General features: G+C 68.2%; 9 protein-coding genes. 6 read left to right on the plus strand and 3 right to left on the minus strand.

What is annotated here, in order from left to right:
* The first annotated feature begins 3 nt into the window (after positions 1-3).
* The 5 genes from FHS55_RS02080 to FHS55_RS02100 all read left to right on the plus strand — a co-directional run bounded on the left by FHS55_RS02080 (position 4) and on the right by FHS55_RS02100 (position 7,665).
* Positions 4-489, plus strand: coding sequence for a cytochrome c-type biogenesis protein (locus FHS55_RS02080; protein ID WP_183188599.1), 486 nt, complete (start codon positions 4-6; stop codon positions 487-489).
* Between the two features lie 95 nt (positions 490-584).
* Positions 585-2,162, plus strand: a complete 1,578-nt coding sequence (locus tag FHS55_RS02085) for a Do family serine endopeptidase (RefSeq protein WP_183188012.1) — start codon at positions 585-587, stop codon at positions 2,160-2,162.
* 307 nt (positions 2,163-2,469) lie between these two features.
* Positions 2,470-3,150: a response regulator transcription factor gene (locus FHS55_RS02090; protein ID WP_183188013.1), complete on the plus strand. Its 681-nt coding sequence runs from the start codon at positions 2,470-2,472 to the stop codon at positions 3,148-3,150.
* Complete coding sequence (locus FHS55_RS02095) at positions 3,134-4,546, plus strand: ATP-binding protein (protein ID WP_183188014.1); 1,413 nt, start codon at positions 3,134-3,136, stop codon at positions 4,544-4,546. Before FHS55_RS02090 ends, FHS55_RS02095 begins: the two co-directional genes overlap by 17 nt.
* Positions 4,547-4,629: 83 nt before the next feature.
* Positions 4,630-7,665, plus strand: coding sequence for a bifunctional [glutamine synthetase] adenylyltransferase/[glutamine synthetase]-adenylyl-L-tyrosine phosphorylase (locus FHS55_RS02100; protein ID WP_183188600.1), 3,036 nt, complete (start codon positions 4,630-4,632; stop codon positions 7,663-7,665).
* 12 nt (positions 7,666-7,677) lie between these two features.
* On the opposite strand, the gene FHS55_RS02105 is transcribed toward FHS55_RS02100, so the two are convergent.
* Complete coding sequence (locus FHS55_RS02105) at positions 7,678-8,793, minus strand: NAD(P)/FAD-dependent oxidoreductase (protein WP_183188015.1); 1,116 nt, start codon at positions 8,791-8,793, stop codon at positions 7,678-7,680.
* A gap of 21 nt (positions 8,794-8,814) precedes the next feature.
* On the minus strand, positions 8,815-11,022 hold the full coding sequence (locus FHS55_RS02110; protein WP_246339756.1) for a PAS domain-containing sensor histidine kinase: 2,208 nt from the start codon (positions 11,020-11,022) through the stop codon (positions 8,815-8,817).
* A 369-nt stretch (positions 11,023-11,391) separates the two neighbouring features.
* Here FHS55_RS02110 and fae point away from each other — a divergent pair, with 369 nt between their 5' ends.
* Positions 11,392-11,931 carry a formaldehyde-activating enzyme gene (fae, locus tag FHS55_RS02115; RefSeq protein WP_183188017.1) on the plus strand — a complete coding sequence of 180 codons (540 nt, stop codon included), beginning with the start codon at positions 11,392-11,394 and terminating at the stop codon, positions 11,929-11,931.
* Here the strand turns inward: fae and FHS55_RS02120 are convergent.
* Positions 11,925-13,397 carry a sensor domain-containing diguanylate cyclase gene (locus FHS55_RS02120; protein ID WP_183188018.1) on the minus strand — a complete coding sequence of 491 codons (1,473 nt, stop codon included), beginning with the start codon at positions 13,395-13,397 and terminating at the stop codon, positions 11,925-11,927. The genes fae and FHS55_RS02120 overlap by 7 nt on opposite strands.
* Position 13,398: the final 1 nt, after the last annotated feature.

Below are 13,398 nucleotides of genomic sequence, written 5' to 3' on the forward strand. Positions count from 1 at the left end.
ATGATGCGCCGCGCGCTGCTTCTCGCCCTTCTCGCGCTCGGGCTGCTGGCCGGCCCGCTTCACGCGGTGCAGCCGGATGAGATGCTGCCCGATGCGGCGCAGGAGGCGCGGGCGCGCCAGCTCTCCAAGGAGCTGCGCTGCATGGTCTGCCAGAATCAGTCGATCGACGATTCCGATGCGCCGCTGGCCAAGGACCTGCGTCTGCTCGTGCGCGAGCGCATCAAGGCAGGCGACAGCGACGGCCAGGTGATGGATTTCCTGGTGTCGCGCTATGGCGAATTCGTGCTGCTGCGCCCCACGCTGCACGGCGCGAACATCGTGCTCTGGCTCGCGCCGTTCCTCGTGCTGGTCGTTGGCGGCGCCGGCCTCTGGCTCGCCTATCGCCGCCGCGGCAGCCGACCCGCGCCGACCGCTCCGCTGAGCTCCGAGGAGGAAGAAAAGCTCCGCCGCGTGCTCTCCGAAAATTCCGGCGACGTTACCAAACTGTAACGCCACCGCCAGCCTGCGTTAAGGCGCGGACACCTATCTTCTCGTTCGAACCTTCCCGATGGGGAAGCGAGATCTGGTCGAACGAGGAACGACATATGTCGCGCAACGCGCTTTCCGACACCACCAAGACTTCGTCCTCCACGCTGCGCCGCAGCCGTTCCCGGCTGCTCGCGGGCGTGTTCACCCTGGCCCTCGCCGGCGGTGTCGTCGGCGGTGTCGTCCTGCCCGAAATCGTGACCCCCGCCGAGGCGCAGCTCAGCACCAATCAGCCGGCCAGCACGTTCTCCTTCGCCGACATCGTCGAGAAGGTTTCGCCCGCCGTGGTGAGCGTGAAGGTCAAGAAGGATGGCGACGCCGACGTCGCGATGAACGATGACGAGCCGGGCGCGCAGAATGTACCGCCGCAGATCGAGCGCTTCATGCGCCGCTTCGGCCTCGGCCCGAACGGCCCGCAGGGCGGCCCGGACGCCGGCCCCCGTCGCGGTGGTCCCGGCGGCGGCCATGGTCGCGTCGTCGGCCAGGGCTCCGGCTTCTTCATTTCGGCCGACGGCTATGTCGTGACCAATAATCACGTGGTCGATGGCGCCTCGGAAGTCGATGTGACGCTGACCGACGGCAAGAGCTACACCGCCAAGGTGGTGGGCACGGATCCGCGTACCGACGTGGCGCTGCTCAAGGTGGACGGCAAGGGCGATTTCCCCTGGGTGAAGCTCGCTGAAACCGCGCCGCGTGTCGGCGATTGGGTGGTCGCGGTCGGCAACCCGTTCGGTCTCGGCGGCACGGTGACGGCGGGCATCGTCTCGGCGCGCGGCCGTGACATCGGCTCGGGCCCCTATGACGACTTCCTGCAGATCGACGCGCCGATCAATCGCGGCAATTCGGGCGGCCCGACCTTCGGCCTGAACGGCGAGGTCATCGGCGTGAATACCGCCATCGTGTCCCCCTCGGGCGGCAATGTCGGCATCGCCTTCGCGATCCCCTCGGAGACCGTCTCGCAGGTGGTCGAGGCCCTGAAGTCTGGCGGCCAGGTGGCCCGTGGCTATGTCGGCGTGCAGATCCAGCCGGTCAGCGACGAGGTAGCCGAGGCAATGGACCTCAAGGACGCCCAGGGCGCGCTGGTCGCCCAGGTGCAGCCCGGCACCCCCGGCGAGAAGGCCGGCCTCAAGCCCGGTGATATCGTGACGGCCATTGACGGCGAGACCATCAAGGACTCCCGCGAGATGTCGCGCGACATCGCCCGCAAGAAGCCGGGCGTCACGGTCAAGCTGAGCGTGCTGCGTGACGGCAAGTCCATCACCGTGCCGGTCACGCTCGAGCAGCTGCCGACCGACGTCGCCTCGAACGACACCGGCAAGGGCGCCGAGCAGGAGAAGGGCAACCGCGACGTGCCGCGCCTCGGCCTTTCGCTGGCACCCGCCAAGGGTGTCGCCGGCGCCGGCGACCTGGGCGTGGTCATCACCGAGGTCGACCCGAACGGTCCCGCCGCCGAGCGTGGCCTGAAGGCGGGCGACGTCATCCTCGACGTTGCCGGCAAGCCGGTGATGAAGCCCTCCGACGTGCGCGACGGCCTCGCCGCCGCGAAGAAGGACAACCGCAAGGCCGTGCTGCTGCGCGTCAAGTCCGAGCAGGGCACCCGCTTCGTGGCGATCTCGCTCGGCGACAACCGCGGCTGACGCGGCGCCGGGGATCATTCCGGAGCGCCGCTCGGGCGTCCCGGGGGATCGGTTCCGTCTGCGGTCTGTCCCGTCGCCCCCTTGGACTGCAGATGGCCGGTGGCGCGGGGAGTCCTTCAGGACTTCCCGCGTCGTCCTTTTTAAGTGGGCGCGATGGTGCAACCCGGCGGCTCCGATAGGCGCGAGGCTCGAAATGACGTACATGGAGACGAATTCGAATCTTGCCGCCGCCGCCGATTCCTCTCCGGGTTCGGGCCTTCCGGCCCTCGACCCGGCGGAGGTCAGGAAATCCGCCGAAGAATTTGCCATGCGCCTGCTCGTCGTCGAAGATGATCGCGATGCCGCCGACTATCTGCGCAAGGCGTTCCGCGAAGCGGGCCATGTCGTAGATGTCGCGACCGATGGCGAGGATGGCCTCGTCCTCGCGCTGGACGGCGGCTATGACGTGCTGGTGGTCGACCGCATGCTGCCACGCCGGGATGGCCTGTCGCTCATCGCCCATCTGCGCGGGCGTGGCGACCAGACGCCGGCGCTCATCCTCTCCGCCCTCGGCCAGGTCGATGACCGCGTGACGGGGCTGAGGGCTGGCGGCGACGACTATCTGCCCAAGCCCTATGCCTTTTCCGAACTGCTCGCCCGCGTCGAGGCGCTGGCGCGGCGCGGCGGCCCGCAGGCGGCGGATACGCTTTATCGCGTCGGCGATCTCGAACTCGATCGGCTGGCGCATCGCGTCAGCCGCGCGGGCCAGGAAATCGTGCTGCAGCCGCGCGAATTCCGGCTGCTCGAATATCTCATGCGCCATGCGGGGCAGGTGGTGACGCGCACCATGCTGCTGGAAAATGTGTGGGACTATCATTTCGATCCGCAGACCAACGTGATCGACGTGCACGTTTCGCGGCTGCGCTCCAAGATCGACAAAGGCTTCGATCCGCCATTGCTCCACACGGTACGCGGTGCGGGATACATCCTTCGTGACGGCGCTCGGTAGGCTCATCCGGACGACCGCGTTCAAGCTGATCGCGGCCTATCTCCTCGTCTTCGCGATCTTCGCCGGGTCGGTGATCGCCTATCTCGGGTGGCACACCCAGCGCCTCGTGACGCGGCAGGCGGTGGAGGCGATCGAGAACGACACCAGCTTCATGCAGGCCCAGTTCGAGCGCGGCGGCATTTCGCGGCTGGTACAGGTGGTGAACCGCCGCTCGCGCGCGCCCGATGCCGGGCTGCTGCTCGTCACCAGCTTCAACGGCGAGCCGCTCGCCGGCAATGTCCTGAACCTGCCGCTGAACTTCCTCGACAAGGAGGGCTGGCGCGAGATCGACTATGTGCGCTCGGAGGACCAGGCCGCCCCGCCCAGCCGGGCGCTGGTCAATGTGCTGTTCCTGCCGGGCGAGTTCCGGCTGCTGATCGGCCGCGATGTGGTCGAGCGCGAGGAACTGCGCAAGATCATCATCGGGCCGGCGCTGTGGGGGCTCGGCCTGCTGGTCGTGCTCGGCGTCGCTGGCGGGCTGTTCGTCACCCGCCGCGTGCTCAAGCGCATCGACCAGATGACGGCGATCTCCGACGGCATCATGGCCGGCGACATGTCCGGCCGCCTCGCGGTGGCCGGCACGGGCGACGAGTTCGACCGGCTCGCCTTCAGCCTCAACGCCATGCTCGATCGCATCGAGGCGCTGATGGCGGGGCTGAAGCAGGTTTCCGACAACATTGCCCATGATTTGAAGACACCCCTCACGCGCCTGCGCAACCGCGCCGAGGACGCGCTGCGCACCGCCCGCTCGGACGAGGAGTGGCGCGCGGCCACCGAACAGACCATCGACGAATCCGACGGGCTTATCCGCACCTTCGACGCGCTGCTGATGATCGCGCGCGCCGAAGCCGGGCAGGCGAGCGCCGCCGCCGTGCGGTTCGACCTTGCCGATACGCTGGCGAGCGTCGCCGAGCTTTATGAACCGGTGGCGGATGAGAGCGGGCTCGATCTCACTCTCGAATCTGTCGAGCCCCTTGGCGTGATCGGCGTGCGCGAGCTGCTCGCCCAGGTGCTGTCCAATCTCATCGACAACGCGATCAAATACAGCGCGCCGGACATACCCGGCGCGCGCGGGACGATCCGTCTGGCGGCGAGCCGCGTAGACGGCAAGGCGCGCATCGTGGTGGCCGATTGCGGCCCCGGTATCCCGGAGGCGGATCGCCCCCGCGTTCTGGAGCGTTTCGTGCGGCTGGAGGCGAGCCGCACGCGGCCGGGTTTCGGGCTCGGCCTGTCGCTGGTGGTGGCCGTGGTGCACCTGCATGGCGGCTCGCTGCGGCTGGAGGATAACGAGCCGGGGCTGCGCGTGATCATCGACCTGCCTCTGGCACCGGCCATGGAGGAAGTGGCTGCCGTGTGAGGGACGCAGGGGCGGCAGCGATTTGGCAACCGGTCGCGGTTACGCTAGGGAGCGGTATGGAGGGTGCGGCCCTGATGGCGAGAATGCACAGCGGCACCGGAGAGGCATCCCGGCATGAGGGCGGCGGCGCGCCCGGCGCGCTGGCGGCCCGCATGCGGCTCGATCCCGGAACACGGGCGCCCGCCCGGCTGCCCGCCGCCGTGCGGCACCTGTTTGGTCCCGAACACGCGCAGGCAGACGGAGCCGAGGCCCGCCTTGCGGCGCTTGCCGCGCGATTCCCGGCCATGCGCGGCGTACTCGCGCGCGTCGCGGCGCATTCCCCCTTCCTTACCGAATTGATGCGGGCCGACCCGGAACGCCTCGTGCGCATCCTGGAGTCCGATCCGGCCGATGGGCTGACCCGGGCGCGCGCGGCGGCAAGGGCCGTCCTCGCCGTCACGGAGGATGAGGCCGAGGCGATGACGGCGCTGCGCCGGCTGCGCGCCGAGACCGCACTAACCGTCGCGCTGGCCGATATCGGCAATGTGCTGGACCTCGCCGAGGTGACATCCGAGCTTACCGACAGCGCCGACGGTGCCATCGCGGCCGCGACGCATTTCCTGTTCCGCGAGGCGCAGGCCGCCGGCAAGCTGCGCCGGGGGGCGGTGAAGGCTGGTGGCTCCTCCGAGCCTGCAGGCTCCGACACGCCGCCCGGCTTCACCGTGCTCGCCATGGGCAAGCATGGGGCGCGCGAGCTCAACTATTCCAGCGATGTCGACCTCATCGTGCTCTACGATCCCGAGGTCGCGCCCTTGAAGGAGGGCGTGGAGCCAACGCCCTTCTTCGTGCGGCTCACCCAGCGCCTTGTCCGGCTGATCCAGGAGCGCACCGCCGACGGCTATGTCGCGCGGGTGGACCTCAGGCTGCGGCCCGATCCGGCCTCCACACCCATCGCCCTCTCCGTGGAGGCGGCGCTCGATTATTACGAGCGCGAGGGGGCCACCTGGGAGCGCGCGGCCTATATCAAGGCGCGGCCGATCGCCGGCGACATCGCGCTCGGCCACAGCTTCCTGCGCCGGCTTTCTCCCTTCGTCTGGCGTCGTTCGCTCGACTATGCGGCGGTGTCCGACGTCCATGCGATGAAGCAGGATATCCATGCCTTTCGCGGCCATGCGGCCATCGCGGTCGAGGGGCACAATGTGAAGCTCGGGCGCGGTGGTATCCGCGAGATCGAGTTCTTCGCGCAGACCCAGCAGCTGATCGCCGGGGGCCGGGATCCGCGCCTGCGCACCCCGCGCACGCTGGAAGCGCTCGCCTTGCTGGCCGAGACCGGGTGGATCGGCGAGGGCGCGCGCGGCGAACTGGACGAGGCCTATCACTTCCTGCGCCGGGTGGAGCATCGCCTGCAGATGGTGGCGGACGCCCAGACCCATACGCTGCCGGAAGACGCCGAGGGCCTCGTCGCCTTCGCCCGCTTCATGGGCTATGCCCGCCGCGAGGATTTCGCGGGCGCGCTGGTCGAGCGCCTGTCGCGGGTGCAGGATCACTATTCCAAGCTGTTCGAGGACGCGCCGCCGCGCGCGCTGGTCGAAGGGCGGCTGGATTTTCCCCCGGAAAAGGACGATCGCGAGACGCTGGCGACCATGCACAAGCTCGGCTATGGCGACCCGGTTGCCGCGAGCGCCACCGTGCGCGGCTGGCTCGCCGGCGACGACTATCGCGCGCTTCGCCCGGACATCGTTCGCACCAGCCTTGCCGCCATCCTACCGCTTCTCATCGATGCGCTGGCCCGCGGCGGCGCGGCGGACGCGGCATTGGCGGCGGCGGATCGGTTCTTCCGCGAATTGCCCATCGCGACGCGGCTTCTGCCGGCGCTGGTGCATCACCCCGATCTGGTACGTCTCATCGCCACGATTCTCGGCACCGCTCCCCGGCTCGGCGAGATGCTGGCGCATCGCCCCTCGCTGATCGACGCGCTGCTCGACCCCGCCTTTTTCGGCGCGCTGCCGGACGAACCGGCGCTGACCAGCCGGCTTGCCGCGCTGATCGAGGGGGCGGAGGGCGAAGAGGACCTGCTCGACCAGACCCGTCGCTTCCGGCAGGAGCAGCATGTGCTGATCGGCGTGCGCATTCTCTCCGGCACCCTGCCGGCCGCGCGCGCGGGGGAGGCCTTCGCCCGGCTGGCCGACGTCATCATCCGCGCGCTGGAGCGACCGGTGACGGCGCGCTTTCAGGAGGCATACGGCAGGGTCGCCGGCGCCGAGTTTGCCGTGCTGGCCATGGGCAAGCTCGGCGGGCGGGAGATGACCGCAGGCTCCGATCTCGACCTCATCGTGCTCTATGATTTCGACGAGGAGCGCCCCGAGAGCGACGGCCCCCGCCCGCTTCATGGCGCGCAATATTTCGCCCGCCTGACGCAGCGCTTCGTCAGCGCGCTGACCACACCGACCAATGCGGGCCAGCTCTATGAGGTAGACCTGCGCCTGCGCCCCTCCGGCCGGGCCGGGCCGGTGGCGACCAGCCTGCCGCGCTTCGAGACCTATCAGGCGGAGGAGGCGTGGACCTGGGAGCACATGGCGCTCACCCGCGCCCGCGTCGTCTCGGCCTCGCCCGGCTTTCGCGCGCGAGTGGAGGCGGCGATCGCCGAGGTGCTGCGCCGGCCGCGCGACCGGGCGCGGCTGGCTGCCGACATCGTCGACATGCGCGGCGCCATCGCCGACGAGAAGGGCGATGATGACCCGTGGGACCTTAAATATGCCCGAGGCGGGCTGATCGATATCGAGTTCATCGCCCAGTACCTCGTGCTCGCCCATGCCCGCGCGCATCCGCAGGTCATCGATACCGCCACCGCGCGGGTGATCGCGCAGGCGACACAGGCGGGGCTGCTCGACGCGCAGGATGGGCAGGTGCTGGGCGATGCCTGCCGGCTGATGCAGGACCTGACGCAGGTTTTGCGGCTCGCGCTGACCACGCCGTTCCAAAGCGCTGAGGCGAGCCCGGCGCTGAAGCGCCTGCTGGCCCGTGCCGGCGCGATGCCGGACTTCTCCACGCTCGAAGCGCATCTGTTCGAGACGCAGGCGGCGGTGCGCGCAACTTTCGAGCGGCTGCTGACCGCCGCGCCCGCGCGCCGCCGCGCCTGAGAGAGCCGCCCCTCAGGAAAGCTTTTCCGCCACAAGATCGCCGATGGCGAGGCTGGAGGTGAGGCCGGGCGATTCGATGCCGAACAGCTGCGCGAGGCCCGGCACGCCGTGTTCGGCCGGCCCGTCGATGCGGAAATCGGCGGCCGGGGCGCCCGCCGGCACGATCTTCGGCCGTATGCCCGCATAGGCCGGGTTCAGCGCGCCGTCGGGTAGCGCCGGCCAATAATGGCGGATGGCGGCGTAGAACGCATTTCCGCGCAACGGGTCGACCTCGTAGTGCGGCGTGTCGATCCACTCGGTATCCGGCCCGAAGCGCGCCTGTCCGCCGAGGTCGAGCGTGAGATGCACGCCGAGGCCCGCCTGTTCCGGCACCGGGTAGATCAGCCGCGAGAACGGCGCCTTGCCGGACAGGGTGAAATAGGAGCCCTTGCAGTAATAGGCCGGCGGCACCGCTTCCGCGGGAATGCCCTCGATCGCCCGGGCCAGCGGCACGGCGCCGTGCCCGGCGGCATTGACGAACAGCCGGCAGGCGAGCGCCATCGGCTCCTCGCCCCCGACGTCGAGCGAAAAGCCGTCCGGCTCAACGCTGCCGCGCAGGATCGGGGCGTTGAAGGCGATCATGCCGCCCGCGTCTTCGATATCGCCGCGCATGGCGAGCATGAGCGCATGGCTGTCGATGATGCCGGTGGAGGGCGACAGCAGCGCTTCGACCACATTGAGCGCCGGTTCCAGTTCGCGCGCCTGCTCGCCGGCGAGATGCTGGAGGTCGGTGACGCCGGCGGCACGGGCATGCGCGTCGATCGCCGCGAGCTTGGCGGTCTCGGCCGCGCTCGCCGCCACGATCAGCTTGCCGCAGCGCCGGTGCGGGATCGAGCGCTCGGTGCAATAGCCATAGAGCGCGTTCCGGCCGGCGACGCAGAGCTGGGCCTTCCGCGAGCCGGCGGGGTAATAGAGGCCGGAATGGATCACCTCGCTGTTGCGGGCGGAGGTCTCCGAGCCGATCAGCCCGGTCGCTTCCAGCACCAGCACCTCATGGCCCTTGAGCGCCAGCGCCCGGGCCACGGCGAGCCCCACCACCCCCGCGCCGGCCACGACGCAGTCGACAAAGGCTCGATCCGTTTCGCTCATGCTTGCTTTCCAGCCCGCGTGTCAGTTGTCCGACATTGCCGCATGGCGATACTGCAACGCGGGGCGTCCGTGCAATGGCAGGCGCAGGATGACGGTGGTTCCCACCCCTTCGGAGGAGCGAATGCGCATGGTGCCGCCATGCAGCTCCACCAGCGACTTGGCGATGGCGAGGCCGAGGCCCGAGCCCTTGTAGGTCTTGGTGAACTGGCTTTCGACCTGCTCGAAGGGGCGGCCGATCTTGGCCAGCGCGCTCTTGGGAATGCCGATGCCGGTATCCTCGATCACCATCAGCGCGGAGCGGGCGGAGGCGCGGGTGCGCAGCGTGATGCGTCCATGCTCCGGCGTGAACTTGATGGCGTTGGAGATGAGGTTGAGCGTGATCTGCTTGAGGGCGCGCCGGTCGGCGTCGACAGTCACGTCCACGTCGCTCTCGCTGGTGACGATAAGCTGCTTCTCGTCCGCCCGCACCGACATGACGCGGATGGCGTCCTTGATGATCTCGTCCAGCTTGGTGGGCTGCAGCGTCAGCTGCACGCGGCCAGCCTCGATGCGCGACATGTCGAGAATGTCGTTGATGACGTCGAGCAGATAGCGGCCGGAATCGCGGATATCGCGGCAATATTCGTTGTATTTCAGGTTGCCGAGAGGGCCGAACAGGCCGCTCTCCATCAGTTCGGAAAAGCCGATAATGGCATTGAGCGGCGTGCGCAGCTCATGACTCATATTGGCGAGGAATTCGGACTTGGCGCGGTTGGCGTCCTCGGCCTTGTTCTTCTCGTCGGCATAGTTCTGGGCGAGTTCGGCCAGCTGGAGGGCCTGCATCTCCAGCGTCTGCTGCGATTTGCGCAGATCCGCGACCAGCGCCATCAGCCGCTTCTCGCTCTCCATCAGCCGCTCTTCGTGGCGTTTGAGCGCGGTGATCTCGGTGCCGACCGAGACGAAGCCGCCATCCTTGGTGCGCCGCTCGGTGACCTTCAGCCAGCGCCCGCCCTCCAGCTGCGCCTCGAAGGCGCGCGCGCCTTCCTCCGGCCGGTCCTCGGTGCGCAGCGGAATGCGCACCACGGGCTGGCGGGCGATGGCGGCGATCGCCTCGAACGGCGTGCCGGGCGCGACATTGGTGTCGCCGAACCCGTGCAGCGACTGGAATTTGGAGTTGCACAGAACCAGCCGGCTGGCGCTGTCCCACAGCACGAAGGATTCCGAAATGCTCTCGATGGCGTCGCGCAGCCGCATGTCGGCGGTGGCGGTGCGCTCGGCGAGCCGGCGCTCCTCCGTCACGTCCACCGCGATGCCGACGAGGTGCGGGGGCTCGCCATTGTCCTGCGGCACCACCTCGGCCCGCGCCCGCAGCCAGACCCAATGGCCGTCGGCATGCTTCATGCGGAAGATGCGCTCGATGATCCGGCCGGGCTTGTCGGCGATCTCCTTGGCGACATCATAAAGGTTTGTATCGTCGGGGTGGACGAGGGCGGAGACCTCGCCGAAGGAGATGAGCTCGTCGCGCGGTTCATGGCCGAGCAGTTCGAACATCGAACTCGACCAGAACATGCGCCCGCGCCCCATGTCCCAGTCCCACAGCCCGCATCGCCCGCGCGAGAGGGCGGTATCGATGCGGGCGCGCACCGTGTCGTAGATGCCGTCCGCCTCGCGCGCCCGCGTCGCCTGCCAGTGGAAGGCGAAGCCCAGGATCAGCAGCACCGCCCCGGTCGTCGACAGCAGCGTGACGGTGAGGATCGTATCCGACTGCCAGGTGGCCAGCGCGCTCGACAAGGGCTGCACGGCGACCAGTTGAAGCGGCGCGGCGCGCAGATTGTGCACCGTCGCCAGCGCGGCGGAACCGTTGGCCAGGGTCACGTCGAGCACGCCGGCATCCTCGGCGAACACGGCGATGGCCTGCACATTGGCCAGGATGGTGCGGATGTCGTCGGCGGTCTCCGTGCCGGGCGCCTCGTCATGGATGGCGACGACCTTGCCGGCCGCGTCGATCAGCCCATAGCGGCGGCCCTCCTCGGTGGCGCGCGAGGGCAGGCCCGATTTCAGCAGATCATCGGGCGCGAGCCCGCTGCTGCCGCGTCGATCGATCTCGCTGGCAATGGCAACGGCGAACAGCGCCAGCTCGTCCTTGGCGCTGGCGACGGCGTCGGCGCGGTAGGATCGGATCTGGACGGCGGAGGCGATGGCGACGATTGCTATGAAGGCGACGATCAGGGCAGGGACTGCCCTGCGCATGAAAGGTTCGGCGTCGACAAGCCGTTGATAGGCGGGTTTCGCCACCGAACGCGCCAAGCCTCTCATGGCTTGTACGCGCACGGAAGCGCCCGCAGCGTTGGCGCGCGCCATCGCCGGCCTCCCCCGAAGTCCTAGTGCCCCGTCCGCGAAAGGAGCGATGTGCCGCATCTCTCCGAATCAGGCTGATTTGAATCCAATCGACCTCGCGCGTCCAGAGTCCGCAGGAGTCAAGTTAACGAATTAGCAACCTGTGGGTGTTTTCGGGTCGTCGCGGCGATGCATCGACCATGTCGCTGCCCGCCATGGACGAAGAGGCCGCGTCGATGCTATTCGCGATCGCTTGAAGATGCAGGCGATGGAGAATGAACAATGAGCGAGATCTGGTTCCGTACCGGCGAAGCAACGGTTCTTGCGGCTGAGGGGCAGTTCACCGACGCCATGCCCGAAGTGCTGATCGGCTCGGTGCGCGGCCCGGCCGGCCAGGCCTTCGCCTCCATGATGGGGCAGGTGCAGGGTCACACCCGGATGTTCGTGGTACGCGACCTCAACCAGCAGGTGCGCCCGGCGACCATGATGACGACCAAGGCCACCATCCACACGCTGGAATATGTCGACCTGCTCGGCGGCGTGGTGCAGGGCGCCATCGGCGATGCGATCGTCGACGCCCTGGTCGAGGGAATCCTGCCCAAGGATCAGGCCGACGAGCTCTGCATGATCGTCATGGTGTGGCTCGACCCGCGCTGCGCCGAGGATCCCAATCTCGACAAGGCCGACCTTTACCGCACCAATTACGAGGCGATGAAGATCGCGCTGGAGCGTGCCATCACCGGCAAGCCGACGGTCGACGAACTGATCGCCAACCGCAAGAGCGTGAAGCACTACGCGCTGGACGGCGTCATCGACTACTGAGCCGGATCAATGCGGGGTTCTCGACTGCGCGTTCGCGAGCGCGCGGTCGGCGCATTCTCCGTGACCTTCATGGTGCTCAGCGTGCCGTCATTCGAGATGCCGGCTGAAGCGATGCAGTTGCGGCCGGCCTGCTTGGCGGCATAGAGCGCGCGGTCGGCGGCGTGGATAACCACGGCCGGGATCATGTTCGTGCCCGGCGGCGAGGCCCCGTCGAACACGGAAATGCCAATGCTGACCGTGATATGGCCCAATGAACTGCCGGCATGCGGCAGCCGCAGCGCCCGTACGGCTTCCAGCATCGTGCCTGCCATGATGAGAGCGCCGGATTCGTCGCTGTCCGCCAGCACGGCCGCGAACTCCTCTCCGCCATAGCGCGTGACCAAATCGCCGGCGCGGTTCACCGACTTGCGCAGCGCGGCCGCCACCTTGCGCAGGCACTCGTCGCCTTCGAGATGGCCGTGCAGGTCATTGTAGCTCTTGAAATGATCGACATCGATCATCATAAGCGCCAGGGACGGGGGACGACGGCCGCTGCGGCGCATCTCACGCGCCAGCACCTCGTCGAACTTGCGGCGGTTGGGCAGTTCGGTGAGCGGATCCATCTCGGACAGCGCGGTGAGGCGCCGGTTGGCGTCGACAAGCTCGCGTTCCAGCTTTTCGCGCTGGCGTACCGTGGCAGCGAGTTCCTGCTCGACATGTTTCTGGCGGGTAATGTCGACGCTGGTCGCGAGCAGGCGCAACGGCTGGCCCTCGGCGTCGCGCGCGACGATGCGGCCCCGTGCCATGATCCAGATCCACCTGCCGCTCTTGTGCGACACGCGGTAGGTGGCCTCGAACAGATCGGTCCTGCCGTCGAGCAGATCCTGGTAGCGCTTCAGCACATAGGGGCGGTCTTCCGGATTCACCACGCTCCAAGCGACATCATCCGTGCCGCTCACCTCTTCGCGCGACGCGTAGCCAAGTCCATGCTTCCAGTGCGGCGAGCGCCGGACCGTGTTGCTCGGGATGTCGAGTTCCCAGATCCACTGATTGGCGTTCTCCAGCGCGAAAGTGATGCTCTGTTCCATCTCGGCCAGCGCATCGGTGGTCCGGCGCCGCTCGGTGATGTCGACAAAGGCGATAGACAGCCCAACGACCGTCCCGCTCACGTCGCGGAACGGTTCCGCGGTGACGAGGTAGATATTGTCCCGGCCGGGAATCGACATCTCGCGTTCGTCGATCGACGCGCCGGCGATGGCCCGGGCCAGGCCACGCCTCACCAGATCGGAGGAGCCGGGAACCAGCGTGTCGACATCCTGCCCGACAATCTCCTCGAGCGGGCGGCCAAACATCGCGGCAAGACGCCGATTGCCGTTCATGCACGTGAGGTCGCGCCCGATCATGGCGAGCGCAACCGGCGCGCTTAAATAGGCCGACGACAGCGTCGTCAGCTCGATTGTCTCGGGGACCGTGCCGTCAGCCACCATG

This window comes from Ancylobacter tetraedralis (assembly GCF_014195655.1).
GTDB classification, from domain to species: Bacteria; Pseudomonadota; Alphaproteobacteria; order Rhizobiales; family Xanthobacteraceae; genus Ancylobacter; species Ancylobacter tetraedralis.